Source organism: Sulfuricurvum sp. (assembly GCF_049277495.1).
Classification (GTDB): Bacteria; Campylobacterota; Campylobacteria; order Campylobacterales; family Sulfurimonadaceae; genus Sulfuricurvum.
The window spans coordinates 1-21,963 of record NZ_JBASYM010000009.1 but is presented as its reverse complement, the minus strand read 5'-3'; the positions used below and the strand labels follow the sequence as shown (position 1 = coordinate 21,963).

At 44.7% G+C, this 21,963-nt stretch carries 23 protein-coding genes and 1 tRNA gene; 13 read left to right on the top strand and 11 right to left on the bottom strand.

The annotated features are described in order from the left end of the window. Positions 1-134: 134 nt before the first annotated feature. From WAO38_RS02170 to WAO38_RS02160, 3 genes are read left to right on the top strand one after another with little or no spacing between them, the layout of a single operon-like run. Positions 135-461, top strand: coding sequence for a hypothetical protein (locus WAO38_RS02170; RefSeq protein WP_422233904.1), 327 nt, complete (start codon positions 135-137; stop codon positions 459-461). A 46-nt stretch (positions 462-507) separates the two neighbouring features. Continuing rightward, positions 508-882 (top strand): thioredoxin family protein, encoded by a 375-nt coding sequence (locus WAO38_RS02165; RefSeq protein ID WP_422233902.1) that lies wholly within the window; start codon positions 508-510, stop codon positions 880-882. Between the two features lie 41 nt (positions 883-923). Next, positions 924-1,256 carry a hypothetical protein gene (locus WAO38_RS02160; RefSeq protein ID WP_422233900.1) on the top strand — a complete coding sequence of 111 codons (333 nt, stop codon included), beginning with the start codon at positions 924-926 and terminating at the stop codon, positions 1,254-1,256. Between the two features lie 292 nt (positions 1,257-1,548). On the opposite strand, the gene WAO38_RS02155 is transcribed toward WAO38_RS02160, so the two are convergent. Next, positions 1,549-1,632 (bottom strand) — tRNA-Leu (locus tag WAO38_RS02155). A 147-nt stretch (positions 1,633-1,779) separates the two neighbouring features. Between WAO38_RS02155 and WAO38_RS02150 the strand changes: the two genes are divergently transcribed. From WAO38_RS02150 to WAO38_RS02125, 6 genes are all read left to right on the top strand, one after another. Further along, a complete protein-coding gene (locus tag WAO38_RS02150) occupies positions 1,780-3,906 on the top strand; it encodes a flagellar biosynthesis protein FlgL (protein ID WP_422233898.1) in 2,127 nt (708 codons plus the stop codon). 79 nt (positions 3,907-3,985) lie between these two features. Further along, complete coding sequence (locus WAO38_RS02145; RefSeq protein WP_422233908.1) at positions 3,986-6,247, top strand: DNA translocase FtsK 4TM domain-containing protein; 2,262 nt, start codon at positions 3,986-3,988, stop codon at positions 6,245-6,247. A 226-nt stretch (positions 6,248-6,473) separates the two neighbouring features. Continuing rightward, entirely contained in the window at positions 6,474-9,083 is a 2,610-nt protein-coding gene (gene acnB / locus WAO38_RS02140) for a bifunctional aconitate hydratase 2/2-methylisocitrate dehydratase (protein ID WP_422233896.1), read from the top strand. A gap of 80 nt (positions 9,084-9,163) precedes the next feature. Then, positions 9,164-10,516: an ATP-dependent RNA helicase DbpA gene (dbpA, locus tag WAO38_RS02135; RefSeq protein ID WP_422233895.1), complete on the top strand. Its 1,353-nt coding sequence runs from the start codon at positions 9,164-9,166 to the stop codon at positions 10,514-10,516. 43 nt (positions 10,517-10,559) lie between these two features. Further along, positions 10,560-11,048: a PAS domain-containing protein gene (locus WAO38_RS02130; protein WP_422233893.1), complete on the top strand. Its 489-nt coding sequence runs from the start codon at positions 10,560-10,562 to the stop codon at positions 11,046-11,048. After that, the gene (locus WAO38_RS02125; protein WP_422233891.1) at positions 11,023-12,471 is read left to right on the top strand and encodes a methyl-accepting chemotaxis protein; all 1,449 of its coding nucleotides are present in this window, start codon (positions 11,023-11,025) and stop codon (positions 12,469-12,471) included. The genes WAO38_RS02130 and WAO38_RS02125 overlap by 26 nt, the downstream gene beginning before the upstream one ends. A gap of 23 nt (positions 12,472-12,494) precedes the next feature. Here the strand turns inward: WAO38_RS02125 and WAO38_RS02120 are convergent, their stop codons facing one another. From WAO38_RS02120 to WAO38_RS02080, 9 genes are all read right to left on the bottom strand, one after another. Continuing rightward, positions 12,495-13,733 carry a glucose-6-phosphate isomerase gene (locus tag WAO38_RS02120; protein WP_422233889.1) on the bottom strand — a complete coding sequence of 413 codons (1,239 nt, stop codon included), beginning with the start codon at positions 13,731-13,733 and terminating at the stop codon, positions 12,495-12,497. Next, entirely contained in the window at positions 13,733-14,728 is a 996-nt protein-coding gene (gene gap, locus WAO38_RS02115; RefSeq protein ID WP_422233887.1) for a type I glyceraldehyde-3-phosphate dehydrogenase, read from the bottom strand. Before gap ends, WAO38_RS02120 begins: the two co-directional genes overlap by 1 nt. Positions 14,729-14,836: 108 nt before the next feature. Next, complete coding sequence (locus tag WAO38_RS02110) at positions 14,837-15,358, bottom strand: glycine zipper 2TM domain-containing protein (protein WP_422233885.1); 522 nt, start codon at positions 15,356-15,358, stop codon at positions 14,837-14,839. 67 nt (positions 15,359-15,425) lie between these two features. Beyond that, positions 15,426-16,046 carry an ATP phosphoribosyltransferase gene (gene hisG, locus WAO38_RS02105; RefSeq protein WP_422233883.1) on the bottom strand — a complete coding sequence of 207 codons (621 nt, stop codon included), beginning with the start codon at positions 16,044-16,046 and terminating at the stop codon, positions 15,426-15,428. Further along, on the bottom strand, positions 16,040-16,657 hold the full coding sequence (locus WAO38_RS02100; RefSeq protein WP_422233881.1) for a type III pantothenate kinase: 618 nt from the start codon (positions 16,655-16,657) through the stop codon (positions 16,040-16,042). The genes hisG and WAO38_RS02100 overlap by 7 nt, the downstream gene beginning before the upstream one ends. Positions 16,658-16,664: 7 nt before the next feature. Further along, positions 16,665-17,006, bottom strand: a complete 342-nt coding sequence (locus tag WAO38_RS02095; protein WP_422233879.1) for a cupin — start codon at positions 17,004-17,006, stop codon at positions 16,665-16,667. Positions 17,007-17,065: 59 nt separating this feature from the next. Next, the gene (locus WAO38_RS02090) at positions 17,066-17,887 is read right to left on the bottom strand and encodes a tyrosine-type recombinase/integrase (RefSeq protein WP_422233877.1); all 822 of its coding nucleotides are present in this window, start codon (positions 17,885-17,887) and stop codon (positions 17,066-17,068) included. Then, entirely contained in the window at positions 17,887-18,885 is a 999-nt protein-coding gene (locus WAO38_RS02085) for a hypothetical protein (RefSeq protein ID WP_422233875.1), read from the bottom strand. The genes WAO38_RS02090 and WAO38_RS02085 overlap by 1 nt, the downstream gene beginning before the upstream one ends. After that, a complete protein-coding gene (locus WAO38_RS02080) occupies positions 18,885-19,481 on the bottom strand; it encodes a hypothetical protein (protein ID WP_422233873.1) in 597 nt (198 codons plus the stop codon). Before WAO38_RS02080 ends, WAO38_RS02085 begins: the two co-directional genes overlap by 1 nt. 122 nt (positions 19,482-19,603) lie before the next feature. Here WAO38_RS02080 and gatC point away from each other — a divergent pair, with 122 nt between their 5' ends. The 4 genes from gatC (at position 19,604) to WAO38_RS02060 (ending at position 21,818) form a co-directional block, all read left to right on the top strand. Next, a complete protein-coding gene (gene gatC, locus WAO38_RS02075) occupies positions 19,604-19,894 on the top strand; it encodes an Asp-tRNA(Asn)/Glu-tRNA(Gln) amidotransferase subunit GatC (RefSeq protein WP_422233871.1) in 291 nt (96 codons plus the stop codon). 3 nt (positions 19,895-19,897) lie between these two features. Further along, the gene (locus WAO38_RS02070; RefSeq protein WP_422233870.1) at positions 19,898-20,242 is read left to right on the top strand and encodes an arsenate reductase family protein; all 345 of its coding nucleotides are present in this window, start codon (positions 19,898-19,900) and stop codon (positions 20,240-20,242) included. After that, positions 20,239-21,309: a type IV pilus twitching motility protein PilT gene (locus WAO38_RS02065; protein ID WP_422233868.1), complete on the top strand. Its 1,071-nt coding sequence runs from the start codon at positions 20,239-20,241 to the stop codon at positions 21,307-21,309. The genes WAO38_RS02070 and WAO38_RS02065 overlap by 4 nt, the downstream gene beginning before the upstream one ends. 104 nt (positions 21,310-21,413) lie before the next feature. Next, positions 21,414-21,818, top strand: a complete 405-nt coding sequence (locus tag WAO38_RS02060; RefSeq protein ID WP_422233867.1) for a Fur family transcriptional regulator — start codon at positions 21,414-21,416, stop codon at positions 21,816-21,818. A gap of 56 nt (positions 21,819-21,874) precedes the next feature. On the opposite strand, the gene WAO38_RS02055 is transcribed toward WAO38_RS02060, so the two are convergent. Further along, on the bottom strand, positions 21,875-21,963 hold an 89-nt coding region (locus tag WAO38_RS02055; RefSeq protein ID WP_422233906.1), incomplete at its 5' end, for a 3-deoxy-7-phosphoheptulonate synthase.

Here is a 21,963-nt window from a genome sequence, read left to right as displayed (position 1 = left end):
CTACCAAACATTGATGCACTAAATTCTCCCTGCAAACGACTCTATGAAAACAATATACATAAAGTATTCTACTGAAACCCTACGCTCACGCATGATTTATGCATTTTAGGAAACATCATTATTAGGGGGATACTATGGTCTGCAAACTGAACCAGATAATCGATTTTGTCCGTGAATACAAACTGCTTGAGGACTTAGATGATGAAGCGATCACGGAGACTTTTCATACTTTTCCGCATTGTTGCTCATGGGACAAAGGATTGGGATTTGCTGAACTCGACGAGAGTCGTCTCGACATCGCTGTCGATAAAATAATGGAAGTTCTCGATGAATCCTTCGAGCATGAATACACCGCACCTCAGATCAAAGCGATTGCGACTTCATTTATGGGGATTTTTGAAGCTGCTGCTGCTCCCAAAAGTCCGGTACCTTTTGTCATTGTCATGCTGGCTAGGATTTAGAAAGATCAAAAGGAATGACGACTTCGAAAACAGGATACTACGGAATATGCTCATATTGACAAAAGAGAATTATGATAAAACCGTTCAGGAGAACGAGATAGTGGTTATCGATTTTTGGTCGCAGTGGTGTACTCCGTGCAAACAGTATGGACTGATATTTGAAAAAGTATCTGGAAAATACCCCGACATCACGTTTGCAAAACTCCATACGGAAGAGGAAACTGGGATTTCAGACTATTTCTTTATCCAGAATCTTCCAACGACGGTACTTATGAAAGAGAAGACGGTTATTTTCAAAACACCGGGATTATTATCTGAAGAGGAACTGATTGATCTCATTGAGCAGACAAAAGCAACCGATCTGGATAGGTTCCGTGCGGAAAAAGCAGCGAAAAAAGCAGCACGCAAGCAACAGCCATAAAGCAATTCTTGACAACCTAAAGCGATGCAGAAGGAAAGCAGATGCCATTAAATCGACTGAAACGATATTTCGAGGACTACACCTACATACGAAAAGGTCACTATCCCGTCACTGATTTGATTGTCTATGTATACATGGGCGATGCGTGGACTGAAGCAAACAAAGCACAACAAATTGCCATCAGCGAGGGGCTCCTCAGATCAATCGAAGCAAAACATTTCGAACTCCGCAGAAAAGATATTGAACGTCTTTTTGAACTCTACGATCTTAAGGGTAAAGCAAAACGCGGTGAGCTGGCAGATGTTGCGATGCTGCAAACGGCATTTACACAGATCATCGAAAAGCATCGCTTATCGTACCAATCATCGTCTTAAAAAGTCTCTGCTCTTTGGGGTCATTCCAAATAGTTATTTTTGTATCAAATCGGAGTATTCACGATAAAGCCAGTATAGCCCATACGTTTCAATGTATTTAAGTGCATGATCAAAGCTCTTTTTTATACAGCGGTATCGCGTTAACAGATATATTCCCTACTTAATAAAGGAATTATGTTTAAATTTAAAGAAGAACTCTATACTCAAAAAGATTGATTTGTTTGCTTGGGCTCAAAACGGGCACAAATGAAAAAGAAGTTGTTGGGAAAGCCCTAAAAATAGGGTAATCTCGTGGTACCAGTGGGCGGACTCGAACCGCCACGACTCGCGCCACCGGATTTTGAATCCGGCGTGTCTACCATTTCACCACACTGGCATGTGTTTGAAGAGGACGGAATTATAGGCATCGTTTGCTTAAAGATACGTAAAAGTGCTTTTGCTAATCGATTTTTATCTTTTGCCGATATTAGGGTATGGAACTTTTATTGCTTAAGACACATAAGCTTACACAAAAGGATTTGACGTGAGAGTAACTGCAGGATCATTTTACAATAATATTTATGGCGAAAATAATAAAATAAATAAACAGCTATTTGATGTCAACAAACAAATTTCATCCGGTATGAAAATTCAGTATGCGCATGATAATCCGGGCGTCTTTATCGATACGCTTCGTTTGGATGACGAGATTACGACGCTGACGCAAGTAAAAAGCAGTGCTCAGAGCGCTTACAAATTTTCGACCCAAACAGACAGCACGATCGGTGACATTGTTAAAACGCTCGAAACTATGAAAGTGAAAATGGTCAATGCAGCGAATGATACGCAATCAGACAGCAGTAAGCAAGCCATAGCCAAAGAATTACGCGGACTTCAAGATCACCTTATGACGTTGGCGAATACATCGATCGGCGGGCAGTTTCTTTTTTCCGGAACCGCGATGACGCAGAAGCCGATTGACGCAAACGGCGATTATCAGGGCAATGACCAGAGTTTGCAGGCATTTCTAGGTTCAGGGGTCAAACAAAAATACAACATTTCAGGAAACGACCTCTTTTTAGGGAACGAGAGCAATATTTACCGCTCTATCACGACCAATGTCTCCCAATTGAGCCTTACCAGCCTTTATCCCAGTATTATGAACAATTTGAATGCTACCACAACGTCTCCCCAAGATGTCTATATTACCCCTGAGAATACGATACGCGACTTGATGGGGGATACGGATGCGGATACTACGAATGATTCCGGTAAAACATCTTACTTCTATATTCAGGGGACAAAGACGAACGGGGATACCTTCAAACAAAAAATCAGCTTGTCTATGGATGCGACCGTCAACGATTTAATGCGTGAGGTTAGCGATGCTTACGGATCAGATCAAGTGGATGTAACTTTAAACGCGCGCGGCCAGATTCAAATTACGGACAAAATAAACGGCTCCAGCAAACTGGATTTCCATATGGTCGGCGCCGTTGATTTTGATACGAGCGGGACTGATAAAGCCGATACGACGGATATCTCCGACTTGCAAGCGGGAACGACCGATTTTAAAAACGTCCTCTCCGGCAGCAATACCTTATACATCAAAGAATTTATCAAAAGCGGCCTGACTTCCAGCAATCCTGCCGATACGATCCAAGGTTTGGTCTACGATCAGTTAAACTTTACCAAAGACGGTGCAAAGCTCATTTCCAATGTAGCCCAAATCACCAATTCCACCAATGAGTATGCAACCGCTTCCAGCAAGCTTGTCGACGTTTCCGGAATGACCACCGTCGACGGAAGGGTTATGGCGCTCAAGGGGACCAATATCAATGGAACGGCCTATGATGTCAGTATTTTATTAGGTACCCCCTCAACGTTTACCGATAATTTGACAGGAAATGCCTACAATATATACGGAACAGCCTTTGATGACACGATCGGGGTAACCACGGGAGTCAAAGAAGCGGGAGAAGGTATCCCCTCAAAAGCGGACGAAATAACCTATCGCCAACTGATGGATATCGTCAACATGGCGGTAACGGATTCCTATCCGACGGTTCCCAATCCGGGAAATGATCCCATCGATTATGACAGTGCCATTACCAATGCGAATAAATTAGGGAAAGTCTCTTTGACCAGCGACGGTAAACTCTCCTTTGAAGATTTGACCCACTCGACGACATCTGCCGAACTTGCCTTGTACGACACAACGACCAGCAGTTTCTTCCCCCCTTTAATCAGCGGAAACGCATTGTCCTTTCAAGCAAACAACGCTATCACGATCAGTGACCCCAAAAAGAACTTTTTTGCGGAAATTGATGCCATGATCAAATCCATTGAAGAAGGCAAAACCTATCCCGACGGTAATGAACCAAATGATCCGCGTAATTTGGGGATACAAAACGCCATACAAAAACTGGATGATCTTTCAGACCATGTCAGCAAACTCCAGACACAGGCAGGGACCTATTCCCAAGTCTTGCAGGCATCATCGGATCGAAGCGATTTGCTGATTGTCAGCACGAAAATACTGCAATCGGATGTTGTCGATACCGATATTGCCGAAGCGACTTTACGCATGCAGCAGCTCAGTCTCAACTACCAGGCGCTCTTAGCAAATATCTCTAAAGTTTCCCAACTCTCGCTCGTCAACTATTTATAGCAATCTGCAATAAAAGGGGTATCTATCCCCTTTTTTGCTATAATAAAATCACTTTTCAACCTGATTTCAAGGATTTCCTATTTTACGCGATACACTTTTTATAGCCGGTTTTGGTATTTTATTTTATTTAGGCATCGCCACGATTATCGGAGATGCATCCATTATTGGTGAATACGGGGCATCTTTTGCCAGATCAAATGTATATACATTCGGATATGTTGCCTTTACCTATTTGCTGCTGCTGATGGTACCCCTGTTTTATTGGTATAAATTTGACGGGGAGATGCATCGCCGATATGAAATGACAGGGATTTTTGCCCTACTCTTTTTTGCCCTCCTCTTTTTTCAAGCCATCGTCGTCGAGGGGATGTATCGAGGTGCTTTTGTCGGCATGATTGTGGACTTTTTATCCGTCTACATCGGAACATTCGGATTATGGATTTTATGGCTGATGATGGTAGCGGTCTCTCTCGTCCTTGTTTTGGAGCAAAGTCTCTCAGAACTTGCCCAGCCGCTAAAAGAGTACATGGACAAACCGATGAATACCTCTAAACCTGTCCAAAAAACTCAGCCCACACCGACCAAGACAAAAGTCCCGGAGGATGACCCTTATCAGGAAAATACCACTAGCGGCGACAGTCCCTATATAGCCTATGAAAAGGAATCGTTTGCAGTCTCAGAGAATACGACGCCTCTCAGTGAACCGGACTTTATCGGAGAAACTCCGGCATTGATCGAAGATACTTATGTGCCCGTTGCTCTTGAGGAAACGTTTCAGGAACCTGTAGCAGAAGAAAAAGAGTCTACGATCTTAAGTATGGCCAAAAAAGTCAAAGAATCCAAACAGCATGCCCTCGTCGTCGAAGAACTCGAAGAGAACAAAATTCTTTTGGATCAAATCGATCGCGGGGTGAGTGAAAAACCTAAAAATTTCAAACTTCCCCCTGTTGATTTTTTTCAGCACGCCCCTAAAAAACAAAATACCGTCGATGAAGCGGAGCTCGACGACAAGATCCGTGATCTCATCGAGAAACTGGCCCATTTTAATATTGACGGCGATGTTGTACGAACCTATGCCGGTCCGGTCGTTTCTACCTTTGAATTCAAACCGGCTGCCAATATCAAAGTATCCAAGATCTTGGGACTGCAGGATGACTTGGCTATGGCACTTCGCGCCCAGACTATCCGTATTCAAGCTCCGATTCCGGGCAAAGATGTCGTAGGGATCGAGATCCCGAATAAAACGGTTGAGACGATTTACATACGGGAGATGCTCGAAAGCAAGCTTTTCCAAGAAGCGGCATCTCCGCTTACCTTGATATTGGGCAAAGATATTGTCGGAAATCCGTTTATCACCGATTTGAAAAAACTTCCCCACCTTCTCATTGCAGGGACGACCGGAAGCGGTAAAAGTGTCGGGATTAATTCGATGATTTTGAGTCTGCTTTATAAAAATTCTCCGGATCAGCTCAGACTGCTGATGATTGACCCGAAGATGCTCGAATTTTCGGTTTACAACGACATCCCGCACCTTCTTACTCCGGTTATTACCAAACCGAAAGAAGCGATAGCCGCGTTGAACAATATGGTCAGCGAAATGGAACGTCGCTATCAGCTCATGAGTGAAACGCGGACCAAAAATATTGAAAACTTCAATGAAAAAGCAAAATCCGAAAAAAGAGAGCCTCTGCCGTATATTGTCGTCATCATCGATGAGCTCGCCGATTTGATGATGACCAGCGGCAAAGATGTCGAATATTCCATCGCCCGTCTCGCCCAAATGGCACGTGCCAGCGGTATCCATCTGATCGTTGCGACCCAACGCCCGAGTGTCGATGTTGTGACCGGGCTTATTAAAGCCAATCTCCCCTCACGTATCAGCTATAAAGTGGGGCAAAAAATCGACAGTAAAATCATCCTTGACGGAATGGGGGCAGAATCGCTTCTCGGCCGCGGGGACATGCTCTTTACCCCTCCGGGGATGAGCGGTCTGGTCAGGCTGCATGCGCCATGGAGCACTGAAGGTGAAATTGAGAAAGTGGTAGACTTTCTGAAAGCCCAGCGTGAACCCGATTATGACCGCCGGTATTTGTTCGATAACGGAAACAGTGCCAAAAGCAGCAGTGACACGACGGACAACAAGCCACTGGATGAGCTTTACGAAGAGGCTAAAAACATTATCCTCAGCGAGCAGAAAACATCGATCAGCTATTTGCAGCGTCGGCTTCAAATCGGCTATAACCGTTCGGCGACCCTTATCGAACAGCTTGAAAACAACGGTGTCCTCTCAGCTCCTAATTCCAAAGGGAATCGCGATATCATCCTCAACGATCCATTTTAATTCTCCATTTCGGAGAATCTCCCCTTTTTCATCTCATTTGTAACTTTTTTTCCTATCATTTTCGAATCCAATTTTATGTCAATATAAATGCAAAGAATATAGTGTTACATTATTACCCAAATAATCCCCATTTGATCAAAACATTTGTGTAGAAAAGTAACATATTAATAAAACTCATTTTTTCTTCTGATATAATCATTCAAAATTAACATGCACAGGAGTCACTATGGCTTTTTTGGACGAATATAAAGCACATGTAGCGGAACGCGCAGCACAGGGAATCCCTCCATTCCCCCTTACCAAAGATCAAGTTACCGATTTGGTAGCACTTATTACAGCATCAACTTCTAAAAACAATGAGTTGGTAGAGATGTTGGCAGAGCGTGTCAATCCCGGCGTTGATGACGGTGCACACGTAAAAGCAGCATTTTTGCACCAAGTCGTCCAAGGTCAAGTCAAAGCTTTCTTGAGCGACAACAGTGACATCAATAGCGATGATCACAAAAAAGCGGCGATTAAAATCCTCGGCAAAATGGTCGGAGGTTACAATGTTAAGCCTCTTATCGATGCACTCAGCAATGATGCGATTGCTAATGAAGCGGCGCATGAACTTAAACATACTCTTTTGGTTTATGACGCATTCAATGACATCGTCGACCTTTCCAAAACCAACACGTATGCCAAAGACGTTTTGACCAGCTGGGCCAATGCAGAGTGGTTCACCAGTAAAAAACCGCTTGCTGAAAAATTCAGTGTCGTGGTCTTCAAATTCCCGGGTGAAACCAATACCGATGACCTCTCTCCTGCGAGTGCGGCATTTACCCGTTCGGATATCCCGCTTCACGCGACAACTATGCTTTCGGCAAAAATGCCGGAAGGTATCGCAAAAATCGCTGAACTGAAAGAAAAAGGGATGCAAATCGCTTACGTCGGTGACGTCGTCGGAACCGGTTCAAGCCGTAAATCAGCCGCGAACTCCGTTCAATGGCACATGGGTGACGATATTCCGGGTATCCCGAACAAACGAACAGGCGGTGTCGTCATCGGAAGTATTATCGCTCCGATTTTCTTTGCAACGTGTGAAGATTCCGGTGCATTGCCGATCGAAGCGGATGTATCTCAAATGGAAACAGGCGATGTCCTCGATATCGATACCAAAGCGGGAACCATCACGAAAAACGGTTCGGTGATTGCCAATTTCGCCCTTCGCCCGAATACGATCGAAGACGAAGTACGTGCAGGCGGACGTATCCCATTGATTATCGGACGCGGATTGACCAATAAAGCGCGTACGGCATTGGGTATGGAGCCTGAAGCTATTTTCGCCAAACCGATCCAGCCTGCGGATACCGGCAAAGGATACACTCTTGCTCAAAAAATGGTGGGACGTGCATGCGGACTCGATGGTGTACGCCCGGGGATGTATTGTGAGCCTGTCACAAGCACGGTAGGAAGCCAAGATACTACCGGACCGATGACCCGTGATGAGATCAAAGAGCTTTCAGCTCTCGGTTTCTCAGCGGACTTCGTATTGCAGTCTTTCTGTCACACGGCAGCGTATCCGAAACCTTCAGACGTTAAATTGCACGCGACATTGCCGGCATTCATCAGCTCACGCAGCGGTGTTGCTCTTCGTCCGGGCGATGGAGTTATCCACTCATGGTTGAACCGCATGGTTCTCCCGGATACCGTCGGAACCGGCGGTGATTCGCACACCCGTTTCCCGATCGGTATCAGTTTCCCTGCGGGTTCAGGTCTCGTTGCATTTGCCGGAGTTACCGGTGCAATGCCTCTTGAAATGCCGGAATCGGTTTTGGTACGTTTCAAAGGAGACATGCAGCCGGGTATCACATTACGTGATCTCGTCAATGCGATCCCGTATTATGCTATCAAACAAGGCCTGTTGACCGTTGAGAAAAAAGGAAAGAAAAACATTTTCAACGGACGTGTTTTAGAGATCGAAGGTCTTCCAAACATGAAAGTCGAGCAAGCGTTTGAACTTTCCGATGCCTCGGCTGAGCGTTCAGCAGCGGCATGTACCGTCCGTTTGAACAAAGAACCGGTCATCGAATACCTAAAATCAAACGTCACCTTGATCGAATCAATGATCGCGGACGGTTACGAAGATGCACGTACCCTTCAGCGCCGTGCCGATAAAATGAAAGAGTGGTTGGCTGCTCCGTCATTGATGGAGCCGGATGCGGATGCAGAGTATGCAGCGATCATCGAAATCGATCTTAATGAAGTCACCGAGCCGATATTGGCATGCCCGAATGATCCAGATAACGTTAAACTTCTCAGTGACGTTGCAGGTGAAAAAATTGATGAAGTATTCCTCGGCAGCTGTATGACCAATATCGGTCACTACCGCGCTGCCGGTGAAGTGATGCGCGGTGAAGGTAAAATCGCCGTTGAAAAATTCTGGATCGTTCCGCCGACCCGCATGGATGAGCAGCAGCTTATCAATGAAGGGTACTACGACGTCTACAAAGATATCGCCGCAACGACAGAAGTTCCGGGATGTTCACTTTGTATGGGTAACCAGGCGAGTTCACGTGAAGGTTCAACCGTATTCTCTACCTCTACCCGTAACTTTGACAACCGTCTCGGTAAAGGGACCCAGGTTTATCTTGGAAGTGCTGAGCTCGCATCCGTATGTGCGAAACTCGGCCGTATCCCGACCGTAGCGGAGTACATGAGTATCGTTCCTCAAAAACTTGCCGGTAAAGCGGATGAAGTTTATAAATATCTCAACTTTAACGAAATTGCGAACTATCACCTTGAAGCACGCAATGTAGCGGAAGAGAAATACGGCGTTACGATTAAAGCGGTATAAGCTACCCCCCGCAACTCCCCCTGTACAGGGGGATTCCTCAACTATGCTATAATTTGTTATCTACTTTACAAAGCGACTTTATGCCCTCATTTGACACCTTAGCATTACGACAACCTCTGAAAGAGGCATTAAAACGCCTTGAATTTACAAAAATGACCCCGATACAGGCATCTGCCCTCCCTATTATCTTAGAAAAAAAAGATTGTATCGCCCAAGCCGCAACCGGCAGCGGTAAAACCCTGGCCTTCGGCTTAGGCGTATTGGAAAGAATCAACCCTAAATCATTCGGTATCCAGTCTCTGATCCTCTGCCCTACCCGAGAGCTGGCTGAGCAAGTGGCCAAAGTAATCCGTTCCTGTGCATCAGAAATCGGCAATATCAAAATCCTGACCCTCTGCGGGGGTGTCCCGATGCGCGGACAGCTCCATTCTCTCAAGCACGGAGCACATATCATCGTCGGAACACCCGGTCGGGTTTTAAAACTGCTTCAGATGGATGCCTTTGATACGGCTCAGATACAGACCGTCGTGTTGGATGAAGCCGATCAAATGATCGATATGGGATTTATCGAAGATATCACCTCTATCTTAGGTTTCACCCCTCCTTCACGCCAGACTCTTCTGTTCTCAGCTACTTTTCCCGAATCGATTCAAGCGATTACCTCGGAGTTTATGAAAGAGCCGGTCATGCTTACTACCGAGCATGCGGTCAGTAAGCCGAAAATCGAGGAAATTGCCTACCTGTGCAATGATAAACTCCCCGCGATCGCCAAAGTGCTGAACCTCCACTCTATTACCAATACGATCATTTTTTGTAATACGAAAGTAGACGCAAACGCTTTATGTGAGGATCTCAACCGCATCGGCATCCATGCCCTCACTTTGCATGGCGACATGGAGCAGTTTGACCGGAATGAAGCGATTATTCAGTTTCGAAATTTAAGTGCCCCTATTCTTGTCGCTACCGATGTCGCAGGACGCGGTATTGATATTGAAGGGCTTGACGCCATTATCAATTACGAAGTGCCGATTCAAAACGAACGCTACACACACCGCATCGGAAGAACCGGAAGGGCGGGAAAAAACGGGATAGCGATTACTCTGGTCAATCGCCACCAATATGAACGTTTTCTTGAATTAAAACGTTCAATTACCCCTGTTGAACTTCCTAGTATTAAAGATGCATCTCCACTAAAAACATTGATGCGTACCATCTGTATCGATGCAGGAAAAAAAGACAAACTTCGTGCCGGAGATATTGTCGGTGCACTGATTAACGAGTGCGGACTGACACAAGAAGACATTGGCAAAATTGATCAGTTAGATCATCTTAGCTATGTTGCGGTAGCCCGACCCAAAGCTGACAATATTTACCAAAAATTTGTCAGCCGCCCTATAAAAGGGAAAACATTCAGGAAATGGCTGTTAGACTAACGGAAACAGTTTATGATATTTTATTATACAGATGAGGGCTTTAATGGCTAACAATGAAATAACTTTTGGAGAGGATGAATTTATTGTCTCCAAAACCGATCTTACCGGTAAAATAACCTACGGCAATGAGCTTTTTATCCAAATATCCGGCTATGATGAGAAGGATATTCTCAATCAGCCCCATAAAATCCTTCGGCATCCCGATATGCCCGCCGTGATTTTTAAGCTCTTATGGAAGAGAATCAGAGAGGGAAAAGAAATTTTTGCCTATGTCAAAAACAAAACCAAAAATGACGATTATTATTGGGTATTTGCCCATGTGACCCCCTCGTTTGACGAAAATCGAAAAATAAGCAATTACCACTCCGTCCGTCGCAAACCTACACAAAAAGCATTGGATTTTATCAAACCGCTTTATGCATCACTTCTTCAAAAAGAACGCAGCGGCGGAATCAATGCTGCTGAAGATGCCCTCCAACAATTGCTGAAAGACAAAGGAATGTCCTATGACGAATTTATCCTCTCTCTCTAAAGTCCAATACGCCAATATTGCTTCGATCGCGCTCTTCGTTATAGCAATGATCGTCGAAACGCTCGTCGACGGATGGAGTTGGATCCGTCTTCTGAATTTCGCAAATTTTGCGCTGGCCTGGTTTATTTTCATCAATATTCATAAGACGCAAAAAACCATCCATGAAGTCGCTACCGTTATTAAAGGGGCTGAAAAAGGTTATCTAGAAAATCGTATCACGAACATACATGACTACGGTGAACTCAGTACACTATGCTGGAATACCAACAATATGCTCGATCAAACGGAAGTTTTTATACGAGAAATACGTGCAAGTGTAGAAGCGGCAAGCCGTGATGAATTTCATCGTAATATTATTACCGTAGGATTGCAAGGCGAATTCAAAGAAGCAAGCAATTTCGTCAATAAAGCGATAAAATCGATGCACTTAACCTATAAACATATCCAAAAATCCGTTCTGAACAGTGAAATCGGTAAGATTGGGGCAGGTGCCGGAGGAGGCTTGGGGGTTATCCAGGGTGATTTGCAAAATACGATTAAGAGGCTCCATACGATTGCGGAAATCAGCCAAACAACCTCAGACAGTTCATCTGAATCGGTCACTGAACTAGGGATCATCAATATTAAGCTCAGCCGCCTCATCGAGTTAGTCCAAACGTCGGCTGAGGCAATCAATTCACTCAATGCAAAAACGAGCGAGATCTCTTCCGTTGTCAATCTGATTAAAGATATTGCCGATCAAACCAATCTCCTTGCCCTGAATGCCGCGATTGAAGCGGCACGTGCGGGTGAACACGGCAGAGGCTTTGCGGTCGTGGCGGATGAAGTACGGAAACTGGCCGAACGGACGCAAAAAGCAACGGGCGAGATCGCTATCGCCGTCCAAACACTCCAGCAAGAGACAATGGAGATACATTCGAATGCCGAAGACATGAGCGAAATAGCCAATGAATCAAGTCAATCGATTGATTCTTTCAGCCTTACCCTCAATATGTTTAATGAAAATGCGAAAAAAGCTGCTTTGCAGACAACGGCGATTGAAAATACAACCTTCATTACGCTATCAAAAATCGACCATATTATGTTTAAATCAAATGCCTATAAAGCCATTGCCAATGGTCAAATTGAAGACCAATTTTCCGATCATCACAACTGCCGCCTAGGAAAATGGTATGAGACAGGGCCGGGGCAAGAACGTTTCTCCCACCTGCCAAGTTTTAGAAGTATTGAAGCACCCCATGCTGCAGTGCATAGCAAAGTGCATCAGAATTTACACTTTATTGAGCATGAAGACCTCTCTATCGATCACAAAGAAGAGATCCTCACTAATTTCACCTCAATGGAAGCATCAAGTCAAATACTCTTTCAGTTGATGGATAGTCTTAACCGGGAATCCGAAGAGCATCTCTCTCAACGTTCTTAGGAATTCACCTAAGAACATTCAACCTACTTTTGAAAATAATCGGCTAATATTTTTTTGCCGACTTCTACACCCGGCTGATCGTAGGTATTAATCTCTAAAAGCGCTCCGCTTAGAGAGGTAAGAAGTTCATAATAGAGAATCAATTCTCCGACGGAACCTTCATCGATCTGTTTCCACGCAATCTCATCCACACTGACACCGCTTTGTAAAACGCTTTGCATCGTTGCTTGACATTGGGCATTGATCAGATCGTTAAAACTTTTCCCATTGATAAAATCACTTTTTTCCAAATGGTGCAGAGAAAGGTCCGGAACCATCAAATGCTCTTCCGAATGTTCTATATGCATAAAGGTTACCGTTTTATTGAGCGGACCTTCCATAATAAGCTGTAAAAATGAGTGCTGGTCAACCGATCCGATCAATGATATAGGTGTCAGCCCTACCCGCTCTCCGCGGCGGTTTCGTTTACCCAGGGACTCCCCCCAGAGCTGTACTACCCATTTTCCGAACTCTTCAAAGGTATCCGAATAGGCGAATAAAACATTCATCGGATATTGATCCCGATGGGTCACATAAAAAGCTGCTTTTTGCAGCATATGCTCTTCTTGACGGTTCCAAAACTGATCTAAAAAGTTCTGAGCTCCTTGAAGTATCGCTCCGGTATCAAACCCTGCCAACGTCAGAGGAACCATGCCGACAGCACTTAGAACCGAAAAACGTCCTCCGACATTGGTCGGAATGACAAAACGGCGCAGATGATTCTCATCCGCAAAATGAGAAAGGATCGAATCTTCGTCACTCACGATATAAATCTGATCCGAGTTCTCCAACGTCAATTCAAAACTGACAATGAGGCGTTTGAAAATAGAGAGGGTTTCTACCGTTCCGCCGGATTTGGATATTACGACAAAAAGGGTCCGAAACTTATCGATTTGTTTCATTTCGGACATAATGGTGATAGGATCGGAATTTTCAAGATAAATGAGTTTTTTAGCATTAGGGGTGCTGGGGCGCAGTAATCTCTCAATCGCTTTTATCCCCAAAGACGATCCCCCGATTCCCACGATGGCAATCGTATTAAATCGGCGGTCAATCTCATGATAAACACTTTCAAGCTCTTCCACAAGACTCTGGGATGAAAGAGGAAGATGGTAATATCCGACCTCCCCTGAGTTGGCTTCATAACGAACTGCCTCAAACCCTTTTTCAAGGGTAAAAGGATCGAGTGCTTTTGTATCGAAATAGTTCGTATACCTAAGCATTAATAATTACCGATAAGGACAGTCATATCGACCAGTCGGCTGCTGTATCCCCATTCATTGTCATACCATGCCAGAACTTTAACCGTATGCCCTCCGACCACACTGGTCATATCAGGAACATACGTCGAACTGTAGGTTGAACCGATAAAATCAGTGGAAACACGTTTGTCGTTATCGACTTCGATCAGTCCTTTGAATGAGCCTTCTGCAGCCGTATTAAATGCAGCATGGATATCCTCTTTGGTAACGGCTTTCGTGAGATTGACCGTTAAATCGACTACCGAGACATCCGGAGTCGGTACACGCATCGCATAACCGTTGAGTTTACCGAGGAGCTGAGGCATTACTTTACCGATCGCTTTGGCGGCGCCCGTAGAGGTAGGGATCATATTAAGAGCTGCGGCACGCGCCCGTCGAGGATCTTTCGAATGCTTGACATCCAAAACATTCTGATCATTGGTGTACGAGTGGATTGTTGTCATCAGACCGTTCTCAATTCCGAATGCATCATCAAGCACTTTACAAATCGGCCCTAGGCAGTTGGTCGTACAGCTGGCATTGGAGATAATTGCTTCGCCTTGATAACTGTCTGAATTGACCCCATAAACATAGGTCGGAGAATCATCCTTCGCCGGAGCGGACATGATCACTTTTTTAATACCGTTTTTCAGGTGCTTTTGGCAGCTTTCCTGATCTAAAAAGACCCCTGTACATTCGATAACGACTTCCGCTCCGGTACTTCCGAAATCGACTTTTTCGATATCGCGTTCACGAAACATTCGGACATTTTTACCGGCAATCGCAATCGTGTTTTCATCGACTACTTTGGCGTCGATACCGCGATGAACACTGTCAAATTTGAGCAGATATTCGAGCATATCCGGTTTTGCGGTCGTATTCAATGCAACCAATTCGATATCACTGCGTTCGGCAATAATCTTGGCTACAATAATTCCAATCCGCCCTGTTCCGTTAATCGCTACTTTGAGTGCCATAAAGACTCCTGAAGAAAATAAAATAAATATCTTTTATTTTAACAAAAAAACTTTAAATAGATGGTTACAAATGAGAGTTTTCAGCCCCAAACGGGGCTGTTTGAAGAATTAATAGCTGTAAGTAACGGTAACCGGGATTTGTGAAAGGGCTTGATCACTTTCAACAACGATCTCTTTCCCTTTCAATTTCGCGACATTGGTATAGCCGCTCATCACTTGGCGCGTGCGAACCGTATTGACCGTTTCACATCGACGAACCGTACGATACGTCGGAGCACTGTTGCCGCCGTAATTGCTGGCAACGTTTTGACCCGCCAATGTTCCCAATATGGCACCGCCTACCGTTGCAACGGTTTTACCGGTTCCCCCCCCGATCTGATGACCGAGGACACCGCCGAGAGCACCGCCGGCGACTGCACCGACAACACCGTTAGTGCCACTGCTTCCTGAACTCACTTGTTCTTGAACGTCATAACATTTTTCACTCGGAACCTGTTCTTGTATTGTTGAAAGAATAGGTGTAGAGCGGATAACTTTAGCGTATTCTACGGTTGAAAAACTATCTGCCATCACTGCGGAACCGGCAAAAAGCAATGCTAACGCGATACGTGATGTATAGGTACTTGACATAAACTATCCTTTGACTTATTAAATTACTGATATTGTAGATATCTATTGTTAATCAAAAGTGAATTGATTATTGCTTTCCGTAAATCAAAGCATTGATTTTTTCGTAGATATCTAAAATTTCACTTTTTTTCTCGAAAAAACTGTTTTTATTGGCTATCAGGTGGGTTGTTGATTCCATGATGGTCTCAACGACTTCGAGTCCGTTTTGCTTCATCGTACTTCCCGTCTCAACAACATCGACAATCATATCCGCCAGTCCGACCAGCGGTGCCAGTTCGATGGAACCGTAAAGCTTGATGATATCGGCGGCTACGGCACGCTCGGCAAAATAACGCTTCGTAATGTTAACCATCTTCGTCGCTACTTTGATCTCGCTTTTGGTAAAATCGGGTTTTTCGCCTGCGCGCATACCGATTGCTACGCGGCATTTGCCTTTTTGCAGATCCAAGAGACGGATGACATCCAGCCCTTGTTCTTCAAGAGTATCAAGCCCTACCACACCGATATCGGCGGCTTGGTGATAAACATAGGTCGCAACATCTTGGTTGCGTACCAATAAAAACTTGAAATTTTCGGTTTGAAGGATCAATTTGCGATCATCAAATTTAAAACTGCTTCCGAAAATTGTTTCGAAAATCTCTAACGTATCTTCGGCGATTCGCCCCTTGGGAAGTGCGACACTTAGCATTTAACACCTTTTTCAATCAACTTTTTCATCCCTTGGAAGATCAGATCTTCCTCCACGACTGCCTTTGTCAAAAAACGGCTTAGCAGTCGGGCATCCCCTCCGGTTAGGGTAATAGGTTTTCCGAGGCTCTCAATCTTCTCGATCAGCGGAGCTAAAAAACCGACCGTGAGGGCATCGGGAGTATTTTTCGCCATTATAGTCAAATCTACCTCAAAGTTAAATGACACGTTCAATGCGGGAGAGAGGCGCGCATAGGCTTCCTCGGCTGAGCGAATCCCGAGAGAGATAAAGCCGCCTCTATATTCCCCGTCCTCCATGACATCCACGGTTATCGCACTGCCCGCATCAACGATCACCCCATCAGGAACCGCTTCGCACACCATAATCCGGTCAATCCCCATCGTCGGGTAATACTTTTCCCATTCGATCAATGCTCGAAGATCATGCCAATTTTTACACTCTTTTATACGTTCGTTCAAAGCCGCATTGACACTGACGTAATAAACGTCATCCACAAGGATATGGGGGTCAAACCCCTCTACGCTGAGCTTGGTACGCGTCCCATTCTCAAACAAATCAACCGATGTATTGCCGATGTCACAGTATATCATGCCGCTATTATAGCTTAAGTACCCCGCTGACCCGTGCAACACTGTCGCTTTTATGCAGACTCAAACGGACAATCGAATCTTCAACCGCATTCAGATCATGCATAACATTTCCTTCCAAGGCAACGACATCTCCGGCTTTTAAAGAATGCCGATCTTCCCCTACCCCGAAATCAATTGCCCCTTTGACGATCATCACCGTAATGGGAAACGAGGTTTTATGGGCTTTCATCGATTGCCCTGCTCGGAATACGATCCGGATCTCTTTCGTAAAATCGTTTGCGAACATCGGTGTAATGATCGGTTGTGTATCACCGTAGGCGATGTCGTCGACAAATGAACTGTATTGCATGATCTTCCTTTTTTGTTTAGGATGATAGCTTTATTGCGTCACTAAACTATTGATAGATATCAAGATTTTGCCATCGGATGATGTTGGAGAACCGTCTCTTGGAGATTTTGCTTTTGGATATGGGTATAAATCTGCGTCGTCAACAGCGATGCATGTCCGAGCAGCTCCTGAACGACGCGAAGATCGGCACCGCCGATGATCAGTGCCGTAGCATAGGAGTGGCGCAGGGCATGGGGTGAGACCCCGAGATATTTTTGGGTGATTTTAAACGCGGAGATTCGGCTCAGCGGTTCGCCGCGGTAATTGAGCCATAAAGTCCGTTTCGTGTAGGGACACGCTTCTTGGTAGGCCCTCAATGCCCTTAGTGCCTCCGCCGCAATCGGAACATAACGTTCTTTTTCACCTTTACCATGCCGTACACGGAGCCATTCTCCCTCTATATCCCCCTCTTCTGCCGCGAGACATTCGCTGATCCGCACACCCGTTGCATAAAGAAAAAGGAGTATGGCGGCATCACGCAGCCCGATCCATTCACTTTTGTCGATGAGCTGGAGTCCGGATTGGATCGTTTCAAAGGTCAAATATTTGGGAAGATTTTTAGGTACTTTTGAAAGGGGGAATTTTGATGACGTGTGGTCAAAGCGGCTGCGATGGCAAAAGTCCAAAAAGGAGTTAAAGGCAGAAAGTTTCCGGTTAAGCGTCCGTTTGTTGGTTATCGTCCCCAGAATACGAAGAACGGTATTGGAATCGATTTCGGTGAGATTTTTATGAGAGAGATTTTCCAGCTCGTTCAGATCATAGCGATAGGCCTCGATCGTTCGAGGACTAAGCGCTTTGATAACGATAATGTATTCGATAAAAGCGTCAAGCTCTTTCGACATTATTGGATATTGATATAGCGGTCGTCAAAATAAAAACTTCCGTCCCCGACAAAAATTTTATTGTCACTGTCCAAATCAACATCGTACACGTCAAAGGCTAAAAGATTTTTCGTTAAGGCGATCATGTAACCCTCTTGTTCAAGAGCATATACACGGTCATTTTGGACACTGAGACCGACGAAATGGGCAAAAGGAAATTTTTTCTTCGCTTTAAACTGCAATGATGGAGTAAGTGCAATGATCTCGCCTTGTTTCGTCGTTATCCATATCCCCTCAGCGGTAGAAGCAATATTTCTGATCTCATACTTCTCACGTGCCTCTTTTTGAGAGAGTGCCAAAACAGCACTTCCGGTCGCAGCGACCATATTGTTGTCAATGACGTTCATATAGGTGATATTATTAAAATACTCTTCAGAGCTTACGACAACCGAACGCAACATTTGTTTCGTTTCGGAATTGACGATCACGATTTTCCCGTCCAATGTTAAAAACAGCACCAGTTCTTTCAGAAAATAAGGGTTTGCGATACGGGCATCCACGGCTACCGGAGCGTTGGAAGATTGTTTAAAAAGGAGCTTTTTGCTCTCAAGCGAATAAAGCGCCATCTCATTGTTGGTAAACAAAATCGCTACCGTATCACCTTGGATATTGGCTGCGGCGACACTCCGTTTAAGCTCAAAAGTGACTTTGGTATCGGTTCCGTCTGCAGGAAGAAGGACCAAATTCCCCTCCGGGCTTTCCGTTATGATCCACGTGTCATTGGCATTGATCAGACGGTACTCTTTAGGAATCTGAATGTTCATCTCCCCTTTTTGAGTCAACAAATGGCCGTTTTCCAGCAATGCAGCCGTCTGTGTCGTCTGATCGATCGACGAACTCAAACGTCCTGCGTTACGCCATTCGCCTTTGACATTCTCCGGTTTAAAAACCTCTTTGTGTGAGCATCCGCTAAAGAGGATAACGGCACCGAGCGATAGAGCGATAGTAGATAATTTCATTATTTTACTCCGTAATGAGAAAGCGCTTGAGCGACTTGATAAAGAGGCGAATCTTCGCTGATAAGAGAAATTTTTTGATGAGCTCCAGAAACATCCCCTTTTTCAATCGCCGTGACCGCAAGTTCAAGCAATGCCAAGTCCTTATACAAGGCCCCTTGTTTTTTCGTGTATTGGTTCAATGATTGCATGTCCCCTTTGATGGAAGCAGCTTCATACTGGGCAATATCGGCTATCCCGAAGGCTTCAGAGTTTTTAAGGCTCTCAAGTATGGCTACGTCGTTTTGGGCGATTCCGCGAGACAGTTTCCATACATCATACAGTTTCGGATTGTCATTTTTAAGAGTCTCCTCCGCTTTTGCATCGCTCGGATTTACCAGCAACACGTTAAATGCCGCATTGGAACTCTCCATTTTACTATTCGTATATGACTGATACCCGATCGCTCCGGCTACTACCAATAACGAAGCCGCTACCGCCGCAATCAAAGGTTTTTGATACCGTTTGACAAAACGCTCAGTACGTACGGCACTTTCAAAAAACTTCTCTTCCGAACTCAGTTCCTCTTTGAGGGCATCCATATTCTCTTTTAGACTCAAAACAGCTCCTGTCTTTTACAACTCATTAATGGGGCAATAATATCTCACCCTACGTTAAAGTTTAGTAAACCTATTTTTAGGGTACAATTATTTCTATAAATTTACCACGACTTAGGTTAACCATGCAAATAGATGAAACTCTCTTACAACGTTTAGAAAAATTATCGTATCTCCAAATTCCCCAAGAACATCGTGAAGAGATGATAGCGCAGCTCAGTGAAATCGTCGCATTCGTCGACAATCTCTCAGAGCTGAATACGGATGGAATCGATCCGACATTTTCAATGAGCGATAGCGCTACCTATCTTCGTGAAGACGTCGGAACCGTAGACACTGCTATCAATGATGATATTTTGGCTCATGCGCCCCACTCATCAGAACATTTCTTCATCGTTCCGAAAATCATTGAGTAGACAATGACACACGTATACGGAATTAAAAGTTGCGGAAGCGTACAAAAAGCATTGAAATATTTAGATGCCCACGCCATAGAATATACTTTCCATGATTTTAAATCAGCTCCCGTTCCGCGTGAAAAAATTGAAGCCTGGCTCACGAAAACCCCTCTTTCTATTCTTTTGAATACCAAAGGGACGACTTATCGGACCTTAGGACTTAAAAGTCAAAATTTGGATGAAAACGGTAAAATAGACCAAATGAGCGAACATAATCTTCTCATTAAGCGGCCGGTTATTGAATATAACGATAAACTGATCGTCGGTTACGATGAATCTCATTACGAAGGAATATTTGAATCATGAATGCATCATTAGATATCTACAAACTCCTCAAAAGTGTCGTTGCCTACAAGGCATCCGATCTTCATCTCGTCAGCCGCTCTGAACCGCAAATCCGTATCGACGGCAGACTTGTCGCTCTTAATCTTCCGGTACTGGATGGTCAGGATATCGAAGAGATGGGATATTCGCTCCTCACTGAGAAACAGAAAAAAATGTTTGAAGAGAATAACGAGCTTGACTTTTCGATCGTCATCCCGGATGTCGGCCGTTTTCGTGCCAACTATTACAAAACAATGGACGATGTTGCCTGTGCATTCCGTATCATCCCAGTTACGATCCCGTCCCTCGAAGATTTGAATTCCAAAAAGATTTTCAAAGAACTCATCAAACGTGAAAAAGGGCTTATCCTCGTTACCGGACCGACCGGTAGCGGTAAATCGACGACGTTGGCAGCCATGCTCAATGAAATCAATCTGAATGAAGCCCGCCATATCATTACGGTAGAGGATCCGGTCGAGTTCGTCCATACCAATAAAAAATCACTCTTTTCGCACCGCAACATCGGAACCGATACCCGAAGTTTCTCTGCGGCACTTAAATATGCGCTTCGTGAAGACCCGGATGTTATCCTGATCGGGGAGATGCGTGACCGTGAGACTATTTCTGCCGCATTGACTGCCGCCGAAACGGGGCACTTGGTTTTCGGAACCTTGCACACCAACTCTGCACCGCAAACCATCAACCGTATTATCGACGTCTTTTCAGGTGACGAGCAGCCTCAGGTACGTGCACAGCTCTCCACCTCACTGATCGCCGTCATTTCTCAAGCTCTTTTACCGAAAATCGGCGGAGGGCGTATCGCGGCGCAGGAGGTAATGATTACCAATCCTGCGATTCAAAATCTTATCCGCGAAGATAAAGTCCATCAGCTTTATTCTCAAATGCAGTTGAACCAGCAAGGTACCAACATGACAACTCAAACACAGGAGATTGTCGAGTTCCTCCGTAAAAAGATTGTCAGCAAAGAGACTGCTTTGCAGTACTCCAATAAACCTGATGAACTTATCCGAATCCTCAGTTCGATGTAACTTCCCCTCTGTGTAGGGGAAAATCTTAAAATTTATTTCAAAACTCTTCACGCCTCTTCTTCTTTATAAAGTTTGGCACCTATCATTGTTTATAATAGCGGATTATGAAATACGAACACCTGCTTAAAAACCATCGTCTCAAAGTTACGCCGCAACGCCTTGCAATCATTGAATTGATGCAGCAGCGGGGACACATCAGTATCGATGATCTGTATGATACGATTAAAAATAAATTTTCCTCCATTTCATTGGCGACGCTCTATAAAAATATTCATATGATGATGGATGTTTCTCTGATACGCGAAGTAAAAATCCCAGGACAAAAAACCAAATATGAGATCGAAAAAGAATCCCATGCCCACGTAGTATGCAAATCATGCGGCGAGCTTAAAGATCTCCCGTTTGATCCGGGGGTATTGATTCAAAAATCGATCGAGATGAGTGATTATAAAGCGGATGAAGTGTCGGTTGTGGTTTCGGGAATTTGTCCCGAATGCCGGAAGAAATAAAGGCGGCTACTCTAATCCGGCTACCCTTCGACAAAGCTCAGGGTAGAAAAAAGAGATTAGCGATGTGCTTCTTTAAGCGTATCTGCAATCAAAAAGGCCAGTTCAAGGGACTGATCGGCATTTAAACGCGGGTCGCAGTGAGTAT

What these genes read in the sequence shown, in the direction of transcription:
- WAO38_RS02170 (WP_422233904.1), top strand. Translation starts at nt 135, where the DNA reads ATGGTCTGCAAACTGAACCAGATAATCGATTTTGTCCGTGAATACAAA.
- WAO38_RS02165 (WP_422233902.1), top strand. Translation starts at nt 508, where the DNA reads ATGCTCATATTGACAAAAGAGAATTATGATAAAACCGTTCAGGAGAAC.
- WAO38_RS02160 (WP_422233900.1), top strand. Translation starts at nt 924, where the DNA reads ATGCCATTAAATCGACTGAAACGATATTTCGAGGACTACACCTACATA.
- acnB (WP_422233896.1), top strand. Translation starts at nt 6,474, where the DNA reads ATGGCTTTTTTGGACGAATATAAAGCACATGTAGCGGAACGCGCAGCA.
- dbpA (WP_422233895.1), top strand. Translation starts at nt 9,164, where the DNA reads ATGCCCTCATTTGACACCTTAGCATTACGACAACCTCTGAAAGAGGCA.
- WAO38_RS02130 (WP_422233893.1), top strand. Translation starts at nt 10,560, where the DNA reads ATGGCTAACAATGAAATAACTTTTGGAGAGGATGAATTTATTGTCTCC.
- WAO38_RS02125 (WP_422233891.1), top strand. Translation starts at nt 11,023, where the DNA reads ATGACGAATTTATCCTCTCTCTCTAAAGTCCAATACGCCAATATTGCT.
- WAO38_RS02120 (WP_422233889.1), bottom strand. Translation starts at nt 13,733, where the DNA reads ATGCTTAGGTATACGAACTATTTCGATACAAAAGCACTCGATCCTTTT.
- gap (WP_422233887.1), bottom strand. Translation starts at nt 14,728, where the DNA reads ATGGCACTCAAAGTAGCGATTAACGGAACAGGGCGGATTGGAATTATT.
- WAO38_RS02110 (WP_422233885.1), bottom strand. Translation starts at nt 15,358, where the DNA reads ATGTCAAGTACCTATACATCACGTATCGCGTTAGCATTGCTTTTTGCC.
- hisG (WP_422233883.1), bottom strand. Translation starts at nt 16,046, where the DNA reads ATGCTAAGTGTCGCACTTCCCAAGGGGCGAATCGCCGAAGATACGTTA.
- WAO38_RS02100 (WP_422233881.1), bottom strand. Translation starts at nt 16,657, where the DNA reads ATGATATACTGTGACATCGGCAATACATCGGTTGATTTGTTTGAGAAT.
- WAO38_RS02095 (WP_422233879.1), bottom strand. Translation starts at nt 17,006, where the DNA reads ATGCAATACAGTTCATTTGTCGACGACATCGCCTACGGTGATACACAA.
- WAO38_RS02090 (WP_422233877.1), bottom strand. Translation starts at nt 17,887, where the DNA reads ATGTCGAAAGAGCTTGACGCTTTTATCGAATACATTATCGTTATCAAA.
- WAO38_RS02085 (WP_422233875.1), bottom strand. Translation starts at nt 18,885, where the DNA reads ATGAAATTATCTACTATCGCTCTATCGCTCGGTGCCGTTATCCTCTTT.
- gatC (WP_422233871.1), top strand. Translation starts at nt 19,604, where the DNA reads ATGCAAATAGATGAAACTCTCTTACAACGTTTAGAAAAATTATCGTAT.
- WAO38_RS02070 (WP_422233870.1), top strand. Translation starts at nt 19,898, where the DNA reads ATGACACACGTATACGGAATTAAAAGTTGCGGAAGCGTACAAAAAGCA.
- WAO38_RS02065 (WP_422233868.1), top strand. Translation starts at nt 20,239, where the DNA reads ATGAATGCATCATTAGATATCTACAAACTCCTCAAAAGTGTCGTTGCC.
- WAO38_RS02060 (WP_422233867.1), top strand. Translation starts at nt 21,414, where the DNA reads ATGAAATACGAACACCTGCTTAAAAACCATCGTCTCAAAGTTACGCCG.